Here is a 21,130-nt window from a genome sequence, read left to right on the forward strand (position 1 = left end):
GGTTTTTATTTTTAATGAAGTACAGAATTTAAAGAATGTAACTGCCAAACAATTTGTTAATCCTGCTATTTTGACATGTTACCTAATTTTAATTTGTGTTGTACAAACATAATAGAAAATATTTCAACCTATATTTTAAGGACTTATGTAAATAATAAATGTGTAGCAAATTTTAAAGCAATTGGAGGGGAAAAAGATGAATAATGGAGATAAAAAACTAGATGCACCCAATCTGAAGGTTCTCAGTGATCAAATAACCTATGAAAGTTTAATGAACAAAAAATATAAAGATTGCGAATCTAGATGTACTGATGCTCAGATAAAGAATTTATGCAATGAAGCTGCTGCAGTTCATAAACAGAATTTTACTAATTTAAAAAATTACCTTGATTCACACCAGTAAAGGAGGAATTTAAGATGGCTAACTTATCAGATCAGGATATACTTCATGATTTACTAACCACAGAAAAGCAAGTTATTTCAGCATATAGTACTGGTATAACAGAAACTTCCTGTGAAAATTTAAGAAATACACTCGTAAATAATTTTAAAGCTGCAGAGGATATACAATATAAAGTATTTGATGCAATGAGACAAAAAGGCTGGTATAACATCAAACAAGCTCCAGATAATGAAGTTCAACAATTAAAAGATAAGTCAAATCAGATGATGGGCAGTCTTTCATAGTTATATAAAAATTATGTAAACTTTTCAATATATAAGATTTTATATAGTATTTCCAATGAAAATATATAGTGACAAGTAATAGTGAAAAGCCTTTTTCGTATTTAAGTAGCTTTTCACTAGGACTTGTCACTTTTAATAATATTGACGCTTCTATATAACTACAAAGCCTAATTTTTAGACAGCTTCAATAGGCATTCACTGATATAGTCTATATCAGTTTTATTACTAAAATACCCAAAGCTAAATCTTATTGTTCCTCCGGGATAGGTCTCAAGTGTCTTGTGTGCTAGTGGAGAGCAGTGCAGTCCGCATCTTGTCATTATATTATAATCTTTATCTAGAAGATAAGCGGCTTCAGAATTATCTATATTTTTGAATGTAATTGAAAAAACGGATAATCTGCTTTCCATATCTCTAGGACCGTGGAGAACAATATTAGAAATATTAAGTATATTGTTCAGAAAAAGAGTTCCTATTTCTAATTCATGGGAAAGTATGTTATTAATGCCTTCTCTTTTTATAAATTTTAAGGCTGCATTTAATCCGAATATACCAGGGATATTCAATGTGCCGCTTTCGAATTTATCCGGCATGATGTCTGGTTGATAAATATTACTGGAATCACTGCCTGTGCCGCCATATTTTAACGGATTTATGGCCTGTGCCATTTCATTAGTGAGCAACAATCCTCCCGTACCTTCGGGTCCCAAAAGTCCTTTATGTCCTGTAAATGGAAGAGCCGCTAAATTAAGCTGCTTGAAATCTATTGGAAGCACACCTGCACTTTGAGCGCTATCTATAACAAACGCAATATTACGTTGATTTGCTATTTTTGAAATCTCTTGTATTTTTTGTATTGATCCGGAAACGTTTGACACGTGGTTTATTATTATGAGCTTTGTATTTGACTTTATTTTACTTACAAGATCATTTATATCTATAAAACCTTCCTTACTGCATTTTGCAATGCTGTAGTCTACTTCGGATTTTGAAAGTGAAGACAAAGATCTCATAACAGCATTATGCTCCATTGATGACACTAGTGCATGGTCGCCAGACTTTAAAAAACCTTTAATGATTATATTAATGCTTTCTGTAATATTGGACGTGAATATAACATTCATAGGTTCGTTAAAGTTAAAAAGCTCGCATAAAAGTTCTCTTGTTTCATATACGGTATTGCTGGCAGAGATAGCTCTCTTGTAACTACCCCTGCCAACATTTGCTCCTATATTTACTAAATAATTCGTAATACTGTCAGCTACTTCTTTTGGTTTTGGATAAGATGTAGCTGCATTATCTGCATAAAAAAAATCCATTTTATTTGCTCCTTAATCTATCACTTGTTATTTAAAATATTCATTAAAGCATGTCGTAAAATCTATCACCTTTTTCACTTGTACATCCGTAATCTATAAGTACCGGTACTGAGTTTACAAGCCCCCAGGAACTGGTAGCTTCTATATCTTCCGGAAGCATATAGAATTTTTGAGTGAAATTTAAAATATCGTTATAAGCTTCAGCTTCGCTACGTATCGCTTTTAGATTTACCTTTTTAGAACGAGTATATGCAGAAAGAGGGACCGCCCTTGGCATAATCAGAAAGTCAGGTCTGAACCAGACTATCGGGCAAATATATTTTGAATATTGATCTCCAGCATTTTTAAATACATAATGCTCCACTTTATTCTGATAAAGCCCTTCTATACCCTTAGATATTTTCATCACTAAGTTGTCATCTATTGCATAAACCTTACGGCTTATACCCTCGCCTAAATATTCAAAATTGTTTTCTATATAATTTAAATCAAGTCTGTATAGCTTCTCAAAATATTTTCTATAATACCTCATAACAGTCACCTAAAATTGTAGTTTTTTATATTAGCTTATTGTAATCAATCACCATTTGATACAATTTTATAGAAGACTGTATTCTTGCTTATAAGTAAGTAATTAACACCTCAAAATTTATTATAAGAGTTTTAAATCACTTTGTCATGTTAAATAGCTCAGAATAAAACAGAAAGATCCAGCTCAAAGCTGGATTTTGTTATCATGCTTATATGTTTATATTGAAAGGTAAAGAAAATTAGCGCTAAATCTTAAGGTCTCTGTTATTGAATATCAATTACTTATATATTGGAATCTCGTAATAAAAGGATGAATTTTGCATCATATCAACAAGTTTTTTTATATTATAAACCTGCTTATTTGCCCAAGAAATATCTGTAGCATATTGATGGTAGATGTTATCATAGTTCCAGCGCATTTCATAAAGTGTATCCTGTGGCGTGTATTTATTATTTATGTAGTAAGATGAAATGAATTTTGCACCACCTTTTATTGCTTCCTCTACAGAAAACCATTGTTGGCTATAAGCTGACTTCGAACCTGCCCCATCAGGATCACTATCAAAGGCGCCTATTCCATATACATTATAGATACTTTGGCCATTAACTGTAATTGATCCATTAGATAAAGCTGAAGTACCGTTTCCAGTTTCAAGCAGTGAATGTGCAACTAAATAAACAGGATTAACATTATTTGCTATACCTGCATCTAAGTACGCCTGTCCCATTCCCTCTAATATTCCCTTACCTCTTAGAACAGTATTCAGGTCTTTTACTGTAATTCCTTCATTGTAGCTGAGTTTCAAAAACATATATTTTCCGCTGACTGAATTAATAAAATTTTCTGGATTCATATAGTAAGCTATCTGTTCTTTTGATGCTGGTGATGAATGCCTGCTAAAAGTCACATTACCGCCTTTGTTAAATTGCATATTAACGAAGTTATCTAAAGTAGTAGGATAATTTCTGTAGCTTACATGACCATACATATTTATTGAAAGAGTTTTTGAGTAAGAAGTTCCATCGTACCCAATAGCTTTAACAGTTATACTATGTAAACCTGGAGATATTTTGCTTGTATCTAAAGAGTATAAATATCCACTGCTGCTTCCAAATCTATAACCACTGTATTTTAAATCGACATCAGGTCTTGAAATTCCTATTGAAGCGTCACCTACATAATTCCCGTCAACGCTGACTTGGACTTTGCTAACGCCAGAAGCATTTAATGCCCAACCTTTTATATCAATAGGCTTATTATCTAGTATAGAATTATTTTTAGGCGCATCAATGCATAGTTTAGAAGCTTTTTTTATTATATTTATGGTTCTAATTAAGTATAGAGTTCGCCCAGTTCTATCAGTACCTATAATTTTAAGAACATGTCTGCCAGGCGCTATGTTATTAATATCTATATTATAAGAAAAACCGCTTTGGGATGCATATTGCTGAGGATATTCAGGATATGCTGCTGCCACATCATTTCTTATGAGTCCTGAATCAGCAGTACCTTCAAGTTCATTATCTAGATAAATATTTACATTTTCCAAGCCAGTTTTACTAATAAACCATCCTTTAACATATATTGAATCACTATTAATATCAGTTTTCCGACTTTCTAAAAATATTTTTCCCCAATCTGAAGAACTTTTTTCTAATATATTTACATATCTGTTAATGATTTTAGAAGTATTACGATTGTCTATAATTTGAACAGTTATTTTGTGTTTACCGTTTACTAGGTTGTCTAAATTTAATGCATAGTTATATCCAGACTTATCTGCATTGATATACTCAGTATAAGTATTTTTTACATCGCTGCGTGTTAATCCATACGAAGCATAACCAATAAACTTATCATCTACTAAAATCTTTACTGACTTTATTCCATATCTACTTATTGCCCAACCTTTTACAGCTACTGAATTTTTAGTTATATTCATATTTTCTGTAATACTTTCAAGTCTATATTTTATTGATGAAACAATTTTAATATATCTGGTTATTGAACTTATTTTATTATCATTTCCAATAGCTTTTACAGTCAATTTATAAGTGCTGGGTGAATAATTATTCAATTTTAATGAATACAAATATCCACTATTTCCTGAATTCTTATAGGTTGGATAAGCTTTTCTTACATCAGTACGTAAAGCCCCATATGCAGCTCTTGAAAAATAGTTATCATTTATAAATACTTTTATCTTATTTATTCCGGTAGAATTTATTGCCCATCCTTTTATATCAAGCTTGCTTCCATCTACTGACATATAGTTTTTTACTGTGTCTAAAGCCATTCTAGGCGGAAGTGATACTGCTTGTACATTAACTGTATTAGCTGCAGATCCAAAGGAGAGTGTTAATGTAAGTAATAAAGTACTCTTCCATTTCTTCAAAGGCCTCATCTCCTTGTCTATAATATATGTACAAGTATTATCGTTTCCTATGATATAAAAATTGAATGGATGTTTATGTAACCTGAGATTTCAAAAGGAAATACTTCTATTTACTTCACATATTATCTTGTTAAAATAGCAATATGATTAAAAAAAAGTCCAACAAAAATAAATCTTCTATTTTTGTTGGACTTTTTTTATAAAATTATTACTTATACAATTTTAAGCTAATTTACTATATTCTGATTTTTATGCAGTTGGATATTTGTTTTACATTACTTCTAATCATATGTTCAGTTTTCAGAGAAACACTTATAGGAATCAATTTTAAAATGTTCTATCTGAAAATACTGCCATGCATTATTAATCCATTTGTATCCCATAGCATAATCTGTATCTACATGTGTTAGATATACCCAGAATGCTTCTCCATCTATAGTCCAAATGTAAACATATTTATATAAACAATTTCTAATTGGAATCGGAATATATGGAATTACAATTAGATCTGTACTGGATTTTACTAAAGTATCCTTTGTTACATCTACTGAGACTAAAACTAATGTATAGGTCTTATTTTCCATATCATTCATATCCTTTTCCTTTAATAATTATATAATATGCAATTATGTTAAAAGTGATAATATATCTCTTTTAATTAGCTATGATATGCTTTAGCAGCTAAAGAGTGTTCTATTCTAGACGAATCAATTTATCAAAATTTAAATGTATCAGGATCAGATCCAACTCTTTTATTTCGATTTAAACTAGATATTTCAGCTAAATCTTCTACAGAGAGTTCAAAATCAAATATAGATGCATTTTCAATAATCCTTTTTTCTTTTGTGGATTTCGGTATGGTAACAACACCTGTTTGTAAATCCCAGCGTAAAATAATCTGAGCAGCAGTTTTATTATACTTAGAAGCAAGCTTATTTATTATTCCATTATCTAAAAGTCTGCCCTGCATCAGTGGAGACCAAGCTTCAAGTTGTATTTCATTTTCTTCGCAAAATGGTTTTACTTCTAACTGTGTAAGACGAGGGTGATATTCTACCTGATTTACCATTGGCTTTATTTCAGCATCCTGCATTAAATCTTTTAGATGGTGTACCTGAAAGTTACTTACCCCAATGGCTCTGATTCTTTTTTCTTTGTATAGTGATTCTAAAACCTTCCAGGCTTCCTTATATTTACCTTTTACAGGCCAGTGAATAAGATACAAATCCAAATAATCAAGACCAAGCTTTTTTAGTGTGGATTCAAAAGCTTTTTTAGTTGTTCCAGCTCTTAAATCAGAATTCCATACCTTTGAAGTTATAAATAAGTCCTCTCTTTTTATTCCAGCTTCTTTTATTCCTTCGGTGATACCTTTACCCATACCTTCCTCGTTATCGTAGGCAGCGGCGCCATCTATGCTTCTGTATCCATACTTAATCGCAGTTTTTACTGAATTTATTACAGTTTCTCCATTAGGAACCTTAAAGACTCCGAGACCTAACCATGGCATTTTTACTCCATTATATAAAGTCACAGTATCCTGTAAATTTTTGGGCATTAGAAAAACCTCCTTTAAAATATTATGTAAGAAATCTAAATTTATATATTTTATAAAATTTGATAAACATATAAATAAAAATCTTATATATTAATTATAACCTTTAATAAGCAATTTTAACAATACAACTTTATTTTCTATTGGAAAAGTTACCAGTAATACTATATATTGTTAATATTATATCTTGTAAATGAAATTATATAACAAAAAACCAGAATAATCTATGGAATAATAATAGACTATTCTGATTGAGATTTTTTACTTACTTTTTAAATCATATAGCTGAAGAGATTGCTGATTACCAAATCCAATGCCTGCCTTTAGTTTGCTGTTTTTTAAATTATTTCTATTATTTTGTTTTGAGGATGCGTTGACAGGTATAGAGTCATTCCAAGCACTGCTGTTTACTTTAGCTCCGTTTTTAACAATCCAATTTGAAATTGTACTATTAGTTTCTCCACCTTGGCCGCCTACGATTGCATACCTAAGCTGCCCTTTTTGTACAAGTTGTTTAAATTCATTTAGAGTTAATATATTATCTGAGCCTAGAAATCCACCTAAAGCCATTACTGGTTCACCAGTTTTTATGATTATTTCTGAAGCATAAGTATTTGTAGAGGTAACAGCTAGCAAATATTTTTCTTTAGTTTTATGAGCTTTTAAGTATTTAACAAGTTTTTCAGTAGAACTGTTTTCAGCTATACTTCTATTAGCTGGTACGCTGCCAGCTCTGTGAGAACCAATTAATGATGGACCTGCAGAAGGAAAACTACCATTACTTTCATAAAATACTGTTGTTGCAGACCATACTAATGGACAAATACTAAGATTTATAAATATTGATAGTATGAGCATATACAATTTCTTCTCTTTTAATACTATAGGTCTCAACTTGAATATAATTAGAAGAACTGAACAAATAATACCTGATAAACTTATAAGAATAAATAATATCTTAGCTATCAGATAACTACTATTATACGATAGCAGTAGCAGCTGTAAGGCGCTGTTTGCAATTAATGACATCGGTAAAAATAAAGCCTTCCAGCTACCGTCTTTATATAAACTCCACATAGACACTAGTCCTATACCGGCTAATGCCGAAATAGGGGGTGCTAGCATTGTAAGATAATAAGGGTGAAATGTTCCTGTAGTATAGCTGAAATATATAAACACTGGTACTAACCACATTAACCACAGTAATAAAGCACATTTCTTCTTATCTTTTATGGTAGAAAGTTTTCTCTCTTTTATAAATGCAGCTATGGAACCTATTAGGGCAACCGGCAGCAGCCATATTATCTGATCTGATAAACTGTTATTTGAAAATAATCTTATTATACTGGGGTTCTCTGAACCTCCAAAAGTGCTGTTACCGGCTGCACCTCTTCTGCCTCCTTTTCCTGGCATCTGCATTTTACCTTTTGGAGGTGCAGGAGTTTTTCCATTGAATCTATTAATTGAATATTCTTTCTGTTTTTTAGAGCTAGGAGGTGTACCTTGATTTTTGTCATTTTGACTACTTTCAGGAACATTTCCACCTTTGCCTGATGAAGAACTGCTAAAACCGAGTCTTTCAAGACCATTATGCCCTATAATTAACTCCATTACTGTATTGTTTGTACTGCTGTCAACATAAGGTCTTGCGCTAGCTGGAACTAAATCTACTACGAATGCCCAAGAAAGAGATACAGTTAAAAGAAGTACACTACCAATTACGAGATTAATAATTCTTTTTTTGATCGTTGTGCCAGCACATAGCAAATAGGTTATGTAAACTGCAGGTCCAACCATATAGGCCTGTAACATTTTTATATTAAAGCCTATACCAATAAGAGCCATACAGACTAGCAAGTATCTAGTTTTACCTTTTTCAACTGCAGCAGATAGCGCTAAACACGCTAAAAGCAGTGTCATTACTAATAAATTATCTATAGTGTTATTACGGCTTACTGCAACAAATACAGGTGTGACAGCAAGGCAGAATGCGGAGATAAGTCCAGCTATAGTTCCAAAAGATTTTTTTACTATTTTGTATATTAGCCAAACGGAAATTACACCTGCAATGGCTTGAGGCAATATTATACTCCAACCGCTGTAACCAAAAATTTTAGCGGATATAGCTTGAATCCAGAAACCAAGCGGAGGCTTGTCAATGCTTACAAAACCAGCTGGATCAAAGGATACAAAGAAAAAATTTTTAAGGTTTAGAGTCATGCTTCTAACCCCAGCAGCGTAATACTGATTAGCATAACCCTCTATAGTCAGATTTGCTAAGTTAAGAACCGAAGATAATAGTAAAATCAAAATCAAAATTATATTCTCTTTAGTAATTTTAATATTTATTTTTTTCATTTTTGACCTCCTATATGCTTAGTTCTTTATTTTTTTCTTTAGTATTGTAATTTGTGCTTTCATTCAATATATAGAGAGGTCTGTCTTTACTTTCATCAAAAACTCTTCCTAAATACTGCCCCATTATTCCAATGCTGCAAAAAAGCAAGCCAAAGAGAAGAATAGTGATACTTAATATAAGGTTTAGGTTTACTGCTGGATTACCTAGAAAGAGATTATTTACAGCTATGACTGTAGATGAAATCATACCGATAAAAAATAAGATGGTACCCAAATAGCATGGAAACATCAATGGTTTAGTTGAAAAGGAAGTTATACCATCTAAAGCTAGCTTGATCATTTTTCTTAATGGATATTTGCTTTCGCCTGCAAATCTTCCTTTTCTAATATACTCTACGCTAGTCTGCTTAAAACCTACCCAACTTACTAATCCTCTAATATACCTGTTTTTTTCAGGCAGAGCTGTTAGTATATCGCATACAATTCTGTCTACCAATCTAAAATCTCCGGTATCTACAGGAATATCTATGGATGCCATGCAACTTAAAAATCGATAGTAAATGCCTGCAGTAAATGCTTTAAAAAAAGTCTCATTTTCTCTTTTAGCTCGTTTACCATAAACAACTTGATATCCTTCTTTCCATTTCTTAATCATTTCCAATATAACTTCAGGAGGATCTTGAAGGTCAGCATCTATTACAACTACTGCTGATCCCTTTGAATGTGCCATTCCAGCAGTTATAGCTGCCTGGTGGCCAAAATTTCTGGAAAAGTTAAGCAGCTTGATTTTTATATCAATTTTGCATATTGCTTCAGCTATATTTCTTGTGTTATCTTCGCTTCCGTCATTAACAAAAATGATTTCGTAATTTTCTTTAGTTGAATCCATAACTTCTTTAATTCTTGTATAAGTGGCGCTAAGTACTGCTGCTTCATTGTACAAAGGCACTATTATGGAGTAAATTATGTTGTTCATACTATTAACCATATATAATCCACACTCCTTTTGAAGTTCATATTAGAATTATAAACAAAGAATGTAAAATTAATATCAAAACTTTATGTGATTTTTATGTGATAAAGGAAGTATGATAAAACTTCATCGGGCGGAAAATGCCTGCTTTTAACTAAAAATAGCTTATTGTGGTAGTTTAATTATAAAACTAACTCCTTTTGAATGGTTTTGAGCCTTTATTGAGCCTTTATAAAAAGTAATTATCTTTTTGCTTATAGCTAGTCCTAGTCCAAAATTGCCGGTTTTATCCTTATAAAGGTTATTAAAAATTTTGTTTAAATGTATTTTATCTATAGTAGGTCCGTCATTATAAATTTTAATTACTGCAAATGTTTTTTGTAATTCCAGCGAAACCGAAATTTTTCTGTAACAATATCTCAGACTGTTATCTAAAATATTTTCTATGCAAACCTGTATTTTTTCTAAATTAGCAGTTATGAGTGCATTGTTAAGTTGTAAATCCCATTCTATAGCGCTGTTAATTATTTCAAAACGATTTATTATATCTAACAGCAGTTGTTTTAGATTGATTTTTATATTTTCTTCATCGTTTTCAAGTACATAGTTAAGAGTATTTAAATAAAGCAGCTGTTTAACTTTTTTATTAAGTCTAATTGATTCATTTTTTATTATTTCAGCTGTTTTTTCGACAGAATCAATATATACTCCATCGATGATGGCATCAGCATGGCTCATTATCACCATAACAGGAGTTTTTAAATCATGGGATATGCTTTGCAAGAACATTTTTTCTTCATCATCAGCTAATTTTAATTCTCGTTGCATTCTATTCATGGAGGCAGCAAGTCTGCCGATTTCATCTTCGTTTTTGATTTCAATTGGCTTGTTCCAATCTTTTTGAGAAATCCTTATTGTGAAAGCTTCTAACTCTTTAAGAGGCTTTGAAATGTAATTAGCTACTATTTTAGATGTAAAAAAGCCTATACAGATGAATACAAAGCCGATGGTAATAACAAGATATAATATAGAATTATCTTGAATTTCAGGTATGTAGGATATTAAATAGCTGTTTTTAGGACTATAACCTGTCATGGAACTGATTATAAAAATAAACTTTTTCCCGTTGTAAACTCTTCTGAGCTGCAAATCGTGTACTTTGCTTTTATTTATGAAGCTAGCCATCCAATTTTCTAAATCTAATATCCTTTTATCATTAATAGGCGGTGGCACAATTGATTTATGCATATAATCTTCTGGTTCGATAGGAGCGGATCTGTCAATTCTTTTTATATTTATAGTCTTTCTGCTTATGATACTATAAACAAAATGTTCACTTCCAATAAGATTTTTGAGTTCACCGAAATTATTAGGCTCATTAAAATTTTTGTTCTGAAGCAATATATCATGGGCAACTTTTAAATCATGAGCTTTTGCATCTTGATTAATTCTTCTGTAAGCAAGGATATATATCAGCGATATACTTATAACTATTATTAAAATTATAGATGTAAAGGTAGTCCATATTCGCATTGTTAAGGACTTAAATTTAAGTAATTTCATTATTTTACCACCAGCTTATAGCCATATCCATAAACCGTTTCCAGTTTCAATTGGTCTAATTTTTTCCTGAGTCTCCGGATGGTATCATCTACTACCCTATCGGATCCAAAATAATCTTTTCCCCAAACATAATTTAAAATCTGTTCTCTTGAAATCAGTCTGTTTTTGTTCTCTGCAAAATAGCTTAATAATTCAAACTCTTTATTTGTAAGCTGCAGTTCAGAATCGTTTAGAAATACTGCCCTCTGATTTTTGCTTAGCTTGTAATTTTTAATAGTAATTGTTTCAAAATTTTTTATTTTTTTTTCTTTTTCACAAATTCTTTCAAATAGTCTATTTGTTCTTATGATAAGTTCTCTTGGTAAAAAAGGTTTTGATAGATAATCATCACTTCCAAGTTCTAAACCAACAACTCTATCAAGCTCTTCATTTCTAGCAGACATAAAAATAACAGGGATATTCTTATATTTAGCTTTTATCCTTTTAATTAGCTCGTAACCATCTATACCCGGTAGCATTATATCTAGAATCCAAAGATCTGGTATATCATCTATGCTGGCTGAGGCTTCCTCTCCATTTGAGAAAGATACAACTTCATAACCTTCACGAACTAAATACTTTTCCAATAGTATATTTAAACTTTTCTCATCTTCCACAAGATAAATTTTTTTTGACAAGCACATCACCTCAATTACAGTTTTTCATTAAGCTATTGCTTAGGTGAGATATATACTTTTATATTAGCATAAAATTTTACCAAAATTATGTGAAAATAATGTGTTTTTTGTGGTACTTTGATTTATCTAAAGGTAAGCCTCTGCGATAGTAAAAGGGAAGAAAATTGATTTTCGTAGGCTATGAAATAATAAATAAAATCTTCAACACTAAAAAGGGAGAGATTGACCTGTATCGGTTGAAAGATACTTTCGACGGTTAATCTCACCCTAAATTAAATATTAGTAAAGAATACTTTTTAGTATAGATCTATTTATTAATAGTTTTTTCAGTATATGCTTTTATTTCTTCAGGAGTTTCTATATCGTTAATTCTTTCAATTAGATTTTTCATATCATCGTAATTGAGTGAACATATAGTTTTTCTAGCTGGAAGAATAGATATCGGACTCATACTGAACTCGTCGAGTCCCATTCCTAAAAGTATAGGGATCAAACTAACATCTCCTGCCGCTTCACCGCACATGCCAACCCATTTCCCAGCCTTATGAGCATTATCTATGACAAGTTTTATTAACCTTAAAACAGCTGGGTTGAACGGATTGTATAAGTAGCTTATTTTTTCATTCATTCTATCCACAGCACAGGTATATTGTATTAAATCATTTGTTCCTATACTGAAGAAATCCACATGCTTTGCTAATAAATCTGATATCATTGCAGCAGCTGGAACTTCAATCATTATACCGACTTGATAGTCTTTAGAATAAGGAATATCATCTGCATCAAATTCAGCTTTTATTTCTTCTATTATTGATTTAGCTTCCAATAATTCACTGACATTCGAAATCATAGGAAACATAATTCTCAGGTTTCCATAAACGCTAGCTCTTAATAGAGCTCTTAGTTGGGTCTTAAATATATCTTTTCTATCTAAACATAATCTTATCGCTCTAAGACCTAGAAAAGGATTCATTTCTTCATCAATTTCAAGGTAAGGTAATTTCTTATCGCCACCAATATCGAGAGTCCTTATAATTACAGGTCTTGGACTCATGGATTTAAGTACTTCACTGTAAGCTTCGAATTGTTCTTCCTCAGTAGGCATTGTGGATCTGTCCATATATAAAAACTCTGTTCTGTATAAGCCAACACCTTCGGCACCATTTTTTAATACTGCAGTTACGTCTTTAGGCGTACCAATATTAGCAGCTATTTCTACTTTTCTTCCATCTGTGGTCATTGTTTCTCTGTCGATAAAACTGCCTAGAGCCTTTATGTTTTGCTCATAGTCACTCTTTAGCTTTTTATATTTTTCTATTTCTTCAGAAGAGGGATTAATAATAACTTCACCGGTCTCTCCATTAAATATTATATAATCATTGTCATTTATTCGGGAAGTGATGTCCTTCAATCCAACCACTGCAGGAATTTGAAGAGTTCTAGCCATAATAGCACTGTGAGAAGTTCTTCCACCTACATCAGTTAGAAAGCCAAGTACTTTCTCTCTGCCCATGGTTGCCGTATCCGATGGGGTAAGATCATGTGCTACTATAATCACTTCTTTATCAAGTGCAGATAAATCAGTAGATTCTATACCAAGAATATTCATTTTAATTCTGCTGCAGACATCTTTTATATCTGCAGCTCTTTCTTTCATATATTCATCTTCCATATCTGCAAATATAGCTAAATACATATTTTCTATTGAATCTATAGCGTATTCTGCGTTGATTTTCTCAGCTTCAATTTTTTTCATGGAAGCATCTATAAGCTCAGGATCTTCTAGTACCATTAAATGTGCTTCAAATATTTGTGCTTTGTCGCTTTCCATTGAACCTAAAGCCTTTTCTTTAACATCATTAAGCTGTATTTTTGATTTTTCTACTGCATCTGATAATCTTTTCTTCTCGGCTTCAATATCCTGAATCAGCTTTTTAGCTATCTCTATTTGCTGCTTTTTGACAACAAGGACATTTCCCATAGCAACTCCAGGCGAAGCACTAGTTCCTTTAAGCATTATTTCACCTTCTTATATATAGATTTTATTATTCTCCAAAACCATTTTCAACTAGTTCAACTAATTCATTTAAAGCCTTTTCTTCATCTTCGCCTTTGGCAGAAATAATGATTTCGTTACCTTTAGTAACTCCTAGGCTCATAATTCCCATAATTGATTTACCGTTTATCTTACTGTTTCCGTAAATTATCTCTATGTTTGACTTGTATTTGCTTGCTACTTTTACAAAGTTACTAGCAGGTCTTATGTGAAGTCCACTTTCGTTTATTATTGAAACTTTTTTTTCCATTCTTTCGTCCTCCTAAAATTTCATTAAAATGATATAAATATATTTTAAATTGTTTGTATATACTATAAAAATATACTAATAAATAATTATTATTTAACAGTTTTTTTTAGCAAACCTAAAATTGCAGCAGTTACTAATGAGCCTATTATTATTGCGAGTAAGTACAATAATGGATTCCCGTATACTATAGGAACTACAAATATTCCACCATGAGGTGCAGGAAGCCCTATATTAAATGCCATACTTAATGCTCCTGCTACTGCTGAACCTGCTATTGCTGCTGGGATAACTCTTGCAGGATCCTCCGCTGCAAAAGGAATAACTCCCTCAGTGATAAATGCTGCCCCCATGATGTAACAAGTTTTACCAGCATCTCGCTGTTTATCTGTAAATTTATTTTTGAAAATGGTTGTTGCTATTGCAACTCCAAGTGGCGGTACCATTCCTCCTGCCATTATAGCTGCATGAGGAGTATAATTTCCTGCACCTATCATTGCTATACCAAATGTAAAAGCAGCTTTGTTTATCGGTCCCCCCATATCAATTGCCATCATTCCGCCAAGCACTAACCCTAAGAGAACCTTATTTGTAGTTCCCATGGAATTCAATAGATGACTAACTAAGAGGTTTAGTTCATTTAATGGTTTTACAACAATTAATAGCATAATTGCACCGGTTATGAATATTCCCAATAGTGGGTATAATAAAACAGGTTTTATACCTTCAAGTGACTTTGGAAGCTTATCAAAAATCTTCTTAAGCAGCAGTACACAATACCCGCCAAGAAAACCAGCGACAAGTCCGCCAAGAAAACCTGCTCCACTAGTTGCTGCAATATATCCGCCTACCATTGCAGGTGCAAATCCAGGTCTATCTGCGATACTTAATCCAATGAAACCAGCTAACACTGGAACCATAAGTTTAAAAGCATTATTGCTTCCGATATCCATAAGAAGCTTTGCAAAAGGATTATATGACGCACTGTGTGGATCATAGGCTTTAATACCGAAAATAAATGATATAGCAATAAGTATTCCGCCTCCAACGACAAATGGAAGCATATTGGAAACACCATTCATTAAGTGTTTATAAATTCCTGCACCACTACTGCTCTTTTCTGATGATTCATCTTCGGATTTTTGAGTGTGATGGTATATAGGGGCATCTCCGTTAGCAGCTTTATTTATTAGTTCCTCAGCACTTTTTATTGCTTTTGCTACTGGAACGATAACTACTTTCTTTCCTTCAAATCTGGACATTTCTACTTGCTTGTCAGCAGCAACTATTATTCCATCTGCTTTTTCTATTTCATCTTTTGTAAGTCCATTTTTTATTCCTACAGAACCATTGGTTTCAACTTTTATATTAATGCCCATCTCCTTAGCTCTATTTTTTAGTGAGTCTTCTGCCATATATGTGTGAGCTATTCCTGTAGGACATGCTGTCACAGCCAGAATGAAACGCTCTTTTTCTGTAACATCAGTAACTTGTTCTTCTGATTCTTTATTCTCTTCCTTGTCTATTATAGATAAAAGTTCATCTTCAGTCTTTGCAGTGACTAGTCTATTTCTAAAATCTTCGTTCATAAGCAAAACAGACAACCTTGATAGTGTTTCAAGATGCTCGTTATCAGCATTTTCTTCTCCCGCAATCATAAAAATAATATTTACAGGTTTACCATCTAAAGCATCATAATCTACACCGTTCGCTGAATAGCCGAAAGCTAAAGCAGAACTTTTTACAGCTGATGTTTTTGCATGAGGAATAGCTACTCCGTCACCTACACCTGTTGAAAATTGATTTTCTCTTGCCCAAATAGCGTTTTTGAATTCTTCTTTATCCACAAGTTTACCAGCGTCGTTAAGTTTGTTAATAAGCTCATCTAAAACCTCAGCTTTTGATGCGGCTGTTAAATTCAAGATGATTGTATCACTACTTAGTAACTCTGTTATTTTCATCTTTTATCCTCCTAGTATATTTCCGATATTTTTACTTGGGGTAATAATTGCAATACATAATCTTCTTTGCACAGATCTACAGAAAATGCTGTAGCACTCCCAGTAGCAGTAGCCCATCTAAACGATTCTACTATATCAATACCTTGGGAATACTTTGCCAATAACCCTCCAATTAATGAATCTCCAGCACCCACAGAATTTTTTACAATACCTTTTGGAGCTGTAGCTTTATAGATACCCTTAGCTGTTATTAATATAGAACCTTTCTCTGCTAAGGAGATAATTATGTTTTCTGATCCCATATCCACTAGTTTTTTACCATAAGTTATTACTTCTTCTTGACTAGTTATTTTAACATTAAAGATATCTCCTAGTTCATGGTTATTTGGTTTTATAAGAAATGGCTTGTATTTAAGAGTATCAATCAACGACTTACCAGTAGTGTCGACTATGACCTTAACGCCATTCTTTGTACATTTACTCATGATAATAGCATATATGTCCTGAGAAAGGGTCTTCTGAACATTGCCTGACAAAACTAGAAAATCCTCAGAATTTAGCTGCTCAAGCTTAGAAAAAAGCTTATTCAGATCTTGATTGTCAATTTTAGGACCGGCACCATTTATCTCAGTCTCTTCATCGCTGCATTTAACCTTTACATTGATTCTTGTATCACCCGACACTTTTATGAAATCTGTATTTACCCCTTCTTCTTTAAGAAAAGCTTCAATGTAATCTCCAATAAATCCACCAATAAATCCTGTTGCTATACTTGGTACTTTTAAATTATTTAGCACTCTAGACACGTTAATACCCTTACCGCCTGGGTATTTATGATCATTGTTTACTCTATTCACTTCTCCAGCATTCAAAGTATGTAACTCAACTATATAGTCTAATGCAGGATTTAATGTTACTGTATAAATCATTCATTTACACCACCTTAATTTTTGTCTTTTCCTTGTATCTAGCAACTTCATCAGCTTCTTCATCAGTGATTATTGTTGCATGATTTAAATCGGCTACTTTCACAAAAGCAATTTCTCCAAATTTACTTTTATCTGCAAGCACAAAAGCCTCAACAGAAAATTTGATTGCAGCTTCTTTTAGAACAGCCTCATCTGTGTCTGGAGTGGTAAAACCATACTTTTTATGAACACCATTAATACCTATAAAAGCTTTATCGAATCTCAGACTTTGTATTCTATTTAACGCATCTACTCCAATAATAGCCTTTGTTTGAGCTTTTACTTTACCGCCGACTATAAATGAATTTATATCCTTTTCAACAAGCGCATCTATATGTTTAAGACCATTAGTAACAACGATAATATCTTTTTTATCAATATATTTTATCATCTCGTAAGTTGTAGTCCCTGCATCGATATATATACAGTCTCCATTTTCGATTAATGAAGCAGCATATTGTGCTATACGATTTTTACCGTCTATATTCTGAATTAGTTTTTCGTCATAGCTGGGTTCTATAAATTTCTTTTTTAATAAAGCTGCCCCCCCATGGACACGTTTTAAAGCGTTCTCATTTTCTAAGAATGTTAAATCACGTCTTATAGTGGATTCAGAACTGTCTGTAAGCTCCATTAATTCCGCAATACTAGCAATTTCTTTTTGAGATAATGCTGTCAGTATCACCTTGTGCCGTTCTTCTGTTAACAAATTATCACCTCTCTACGACTCAATTATAGTTTATGATTAAGTCACAGTCAATCAAAATCATTCACTTACAATCAAAAAAATCTAATAATACGATTAAAACAGTCAAAAACGGTCAAATTGTTGGCATAGATAAATTTCTCAAGTTAGTATGCGTGGATTTATAGGAAGTTATTCTGTCATATAAGTTTTAGCGGAATAACTCGGTTTATTTGCGCATATTGGTAAATACAACATATTGATAAGGTTATTTACAAACTTTACAAAAAGTGATATTATTATTTATAGATAATTAATATTAATAAGTAACTGTTACGAATAAATAGAGCTAGTTTTATTGGGGTGCATAATTAAAATGGATAATAATTAGTAGTTAGTATTTCAAATGGGAGGAATGTGAAATGAGATACAATATTCTTATAGGTGGGGCGGCTGGACAAGGCGTAGATACCAGCGGAGCTATCTTAGAAAAATTAATTAAAAAATCTGGTTATAGTGTGTTTACAATTAAAGACTTAATGTCCAGGGTAAGAGGCGGACACAACTTTTCTCTTATACGTTTCGGAACTGAAGAAGTAAATTCTCACAGCACCAATATTGATTGTATTATTGCACTTAATGAGGACACTGCTCTGCTGCATAAAGAGAGACTAAACGAAAATGGTTTTATCTTGTGTGATGAAACCATTAAAACTGAAGAAAATAGAGTGATTAAGATACCAATGAAAGCTATCGCAAAGGAACTTGGAAATCCAAGAGTATCAGGAACTATTGCTATAGGAGCAGTGTTAAAACTTTTCGGATTAGGGATAGAAAATGTTGAAGAAGTATTAAAGTCATCTGTAAAAGAAAATTATTATGATGTGAATTTGAAAGCAGCAATTAAAGGTTATGAAAGTGTTGAACAAAGATTTAAATATACTAAAGGAAATTTTTCTGATTACCTTCTCTTAAACGGCAATACTTCATTAGCTTTAGGAGCTATTGCTGCTGGACTTAAATTTTACTGCGCATATCCAATGTCACCATCTACTTCTATACTTGAATATCTATCTTCGGTAGCAAAACAGGCAGATATACTTGTCGAACAGGCAGAAGACGAAATAGCCGGCATAAACATGGCAATCGGTGCATCTTTTGCAGGAGCGAGAGCTATGACCGGAACTTCAGGAGGAGGATTTTCACTTAAGGTAGAGGCTCTTGGTCTTTCAGGTATGGCTGAGATACCTGTAGTTGTAGTAGACGTTCAACGGCCTGGTCCTACTACAGGACTTCCTACTAGAACAGAACAAAGTGATCTTAAATTTGTAATATCGGCTTCTCAAGGCGAATTTCCAAGGATGGTTATTGCAATTAAGACCATAAAAGATGCATTTTATCAAACAATCAGAGCATTTAATATGGCTGAAAAATATCAATTGCCAGTAATAATTCTTAGTGATCAATATTTAGCAGACGGTGCGGCTTCTGTTAAGCCATATGATTTATCCAGGGTTAAAGTATATAAGTCAGGCAAGCTAGAAGTAAAAGATGGTGAGTATCTTAGGTATAAAATAACTAAAAATGGAGTTTCACCAAGACTAATACCAGGTAAAACTAGAAATTTTGTTACTGCAGACAGCGATGAGCACGATGAACGAGGCTGGATTACTGAATCCGCTGAAGTAAGAAAGCAGATGATGGATAAACGCATGAGAAAGCTTGAAGGATTAAAACAGGAACTTGAGGAACCGGAATTTTTTGGCAAGTCTGATGCTGATACCTTGCTGCTTGGCTGGGGTTCAACGTACGGCGCTATAAAAGAGGCTGTGGAACTACTTAACTTGAAAGGTAATGGCAGCTATGGTGCACTGCTTTTCGGCGATGTATATCCCCTACCTACTAGATTGCTTTATGAAAAGTCAAAAACAGCCAAGAAACTTATCAATGTTGAACAGAATGCTACAGGGCAATTTGCAGATTTGATTAGGGAACAAACAGGAATAAGCTGCACCTCCCGTATACTGAAATATGATGGAAGGCAGATTACAGCTGAAGAAATTGTGGAAAGAATTCTAAAGGAGGTCTAGGTTATGAGTGAACATTTTTGTACCTATGAAACGGCTTGGTGTCCAGGCTGCGGTAATTTCAGTATTCTTGAGAGTTTAAAAAGAGCCCTAAATGAGCTTGGAAAAGATCCGTATGAAGTATTAATGGTAGGAGGAATTGGTCAAGCAGCAAAGCTTCCACAGTATATAAGTGCAAACAGCTTTTGTGGACTTCACGGAAGAGCGCTTCCTGCAGCAGCAGCTGCAAAGTTATCCAATGACAATCTAACAGTAATTGTAGATTCAGGAGATGGAGATTCCTATGGAGAAGGCGGAAATCATTTTATTCACAATATAAGAAGAAACGTGAATATTACTCATTTTATACACGATAATCAGATCTATGGACTTACGAAAGGGCAAGCCTCCCCTACATCAGACTTGGGATTTGTAACAGGGGTTCAGGTTTCTGGTAATATAAATAATCCGTTAAATCCAGTTGCTTTAGCTATAACATTAGGAGCAGGTTTTGTAGCAAGAGCTTTTAGTGGAGACATGCAGCAGCTTATTGAGATAATGAAAGCTGCTATTGAATATGATGGCTATGCTATGGTGGATATACTGCAGCCATGTGTATCGTTTAATAAGATAAATACATTCTCGTACTATAAAAATAGAGTTTATCATCTTAACGAGAGCTATGATCCATCCAATAAACTCATAGCTTTAGAGAAATCAATGGAATTTGGTGAGCGTATTCCTACAGGTATTTTATATTTAGAGAAAAATAAACAAAGCTTCTCTAAGAAAAATGAAGTACTTTCGCAAGGAATTCCATTGATAGACGTATCAGAAGACAGCTCAATCATAAGTAAACTAACAGCAAATCTTGTATAAATAAGGAATGGCTGCAATCTTCGTATACTAGTTTTGATAATTACGATTGCAGCCTTTTTTACTCTTTAAGAGATTAATTCACATATTTTTATTTCCAATATTTACCGGGAAATAATTATCTAAAATTATGATTCCTTCATTAATCCTTTTTGATCCATATGAAAGAAAACACACTTTTTTTTGTGTCTATATTTAAGATAGTAATATTT

18 protein-coding genes are annotated in these 21,130 nt (G+C 32.7%); 4 read left to right on the plus strand and 14 right to left on the minus strand.

Annotated features, from left to right (window positions below):
* The first annotated feature begins 196 nt into the window (after positions 1–196).
* Together CLORY_RS19050 and CLORY_RS19055 are read left to right on the plus strand one after the other, a co-directional pair.
* Positions 197–403, plus strand: coding sequence for a hypothetical protein (locus CLORY_RS19050; protein WP_079427479.1), 207 nt, complete (start codon positions 197–199; stop codon positions 401–403).
* A gap of 14 nt (positions 404–417) precedes the next feature.
* Entirely contained in the window at positions 418–687 is a 270-nt protein-coding gene (locus CLORY_RS19055) for a spore coat protein (RefSeq protein WP_079427481.1), read from the plus strand.
* A 167-nt stretch (positions 688–854) separates the two neighbouring features.
* Here the strand turns inward: CLORY_RS19055 and CLORY_RS19060 are convergent, their stop codons facing one another.
* From CLORY_RS19060 to CLORY_RS19125, 14 genes are all read right to left on the minus strand, one after another.
* The gene (locus CLORY_RS19060) at positions 855–2,006 is read right to left on the minus strand and encodes an aminotransferase class V-fold PLP-dependent enzyme (RefSeq protein WP_079427483.1); all 1,152 of its coding nucleotides are present in this window, start codon (positions 2,004–2,006) and stop codon (positions 855–857) included.
* Between the two features lie 43 nt (positions 2,007–2,049).
* Entirely contained in the window at positions 2,050–2,538 is a 489-nt protein-coding gene (locus CLORY_RS19065; protein WP_079427485.1) for a hypothetical protein, read from the minus strand.
* 277 nt (positions 2,539–2,815) lie between these two features.
* Complete coding sequence (locus CLORY_RS19070) at positions 2,816–4,933, minus strand: Ig-like domain-containing protein (protein ID WP_169911690.1); 2,118 nt, start codon at positions 4,931–4,933, stop codon at positions 2,816–2,818.
* 293 nt (positions 4,934–5,226) lie between these two features.
* The gene (locus CLORY_RS19075; RefSeq protein WP_079427489.1) at positions 5,227–5,526 is read right to left on the minus strand and encodes a hypothetical protein; all 300 of its coding nucleotides are present in this window, start codon (positions 5,524–5,526) and stop codon (positions 5,227–5,229) included.
* Between the two features lie 122 nt (positions 5,527–5,648).
* Entirely contained in the window at positions 5,649–6,491 is an 843-nt protein-coding gene (locus CLORY_RS19080) for an aldo/keto reductase (protein ID WP_079427491.1), read from the minus strand.
* 258 nt (positions 6,492–6,749) lie between these two features.
* The gene (locus CLORY_RS19085) at positions 6,750–8,846 is read right to left on the minus strand and encodes a glycosyltransferase family 39 protein (protein WP_079427493.1); all 2,097 of its coding nucleotides are present in this window, start codon (positions 8,844–8,846) and stop codon (positions 6,750–6,752) included.
* 10 nt (positions 8,847–8,856) lie between these two features.
* Positions 8,857–9,834 (minus strand): glycosyltransferase family 2 protein, encoded by a 978-nt coding sequence (locus tag CLORY_RS19090; RefSeq protein ID WP_423236533.1) that lies wholly within the window; start codon positions 9,832–9,834, stop codon positions 8,857–8,859.
* Between the two features lie 150 nt (positions 9,835–9,984).
* Positions 9,985–11,382: a HAMP domain-containing sensor histidine kinase gene (locus CLORY_RS19095; RefSeq protein ID WP_079427495.1), complete on the minus strand. Its 1,398-nt coding sequence runs from the start codon at positions 11,380–11,382 to the stop codon at positions 9,985–9,987.
* The gene (locus CLORY_RS19100) at positions 11,382–12,059 is read right to left on the minus strand and encodes a response regulator transcription factor (RefSeq protein ID WP_079427497.1); all 678 of its coding nucleotides are present in this window, start codon (positions 12,057–12,059) and stop codon (positions 11,382–11,384) included. Before CLORY_RS19100 ends, CLORY_RS19095 begins: the two co-directional genes overlap by 1 nt.
* A 307-nt stretch (positions 12,060–12,366) precedes the next feature.
* A complete protein-coding gene (gene ptsP / locus CLORY_RS19105; protein ID WP_079427499.1) occupies positions 12,367–14,076 on the minus strand; it encodes a phosphoenolpyruvate--protein phosphotransferase in 1,710 nt (569 codons plus the stop codon).
* 28 nt (positions 14,077–14,104) lie between these two features.
* Positions 14,105–14,365: an HPr family phosphocarrier protein gene (locus CLORY_RS19110; RefSeq protein ID WP_079427501.1), complete on the minus strand. Its 261-nt coding sequence runs from the start codon at positions 14,363–14,365 to the stop codon at positions 14,105–14,107.
* 89 nt (positions 14,366–14,454) lie between these two features.
* A complete protein-coding gene (locus CLORY_RS19115; RefSeq protein WP_079427503.1) occupies positions 14,455–16,323 on the minus strand; it encodes a PTS fructose transporter subunit IIABC in 1,869 nt (622 codons plus the stop codon).
* An 11-nt stretch (positions 16,324–16,334) separates the two neighbouring features.
* Entirely contained in the window at positions 16,335–17,252 is a 918-nt protein-coding gene (gene pfkB / locus CLORY_RS19120; RefSeq protein ID WP_079427505.1) for a 1-phosphofructokinase, read from the minus strand.
* A gap of 4 nt (positions 17,253–17,256) precedes the next feature.
* Entirely contained in the window at positions 17,257–18,000 is a 744-nt protein-coding gene (locus CLORY_RS19125; protein WP_079427507.1) for a DeoR/GlpR family DNA-binding transcription regulator, read from the minus strand.
* Positions 18,001–18,398: 398 nt separating this feature from the next.
* Between CLORY_RS19125 and CLORY_RS19130 the strand changes: the two genes are divergently transcribed.
* Entirely contained in the window at positions 18,399–20,066 is a 1,668-nt protein-coding gene (locus tag CLORY_RS19130) for a 2-oxoacid:acceptor oxidoreductase subunit alpha (protein ID WP_079427509.1), read from the plus strand.
* Between the two features lie 3 nt (positions 20,067–20,069).
* Positions 20,070–20,921, plus strand: a complete 852-nt coding sequence (locus tag CLORY_RS19135; RefSeq protein WP_079427511.1) for a thiamine pyrophosphate-dependent enzyme — start codon at positions 20,070–20,072, stop codon at positions 20,919–20,921.
* The last annotated feature ends 209 nt before the right edge of the window (positions 20,922–21,130 follow it).

This window comes from Clostridium oryzae, assembly GCF_002029235.1.
Lineage (GTDB): Bacteria > Bacillota > Clostridia > Clostridiales > Clostridiaceae > Clostridium_AE > Clostridium_AE oryzae.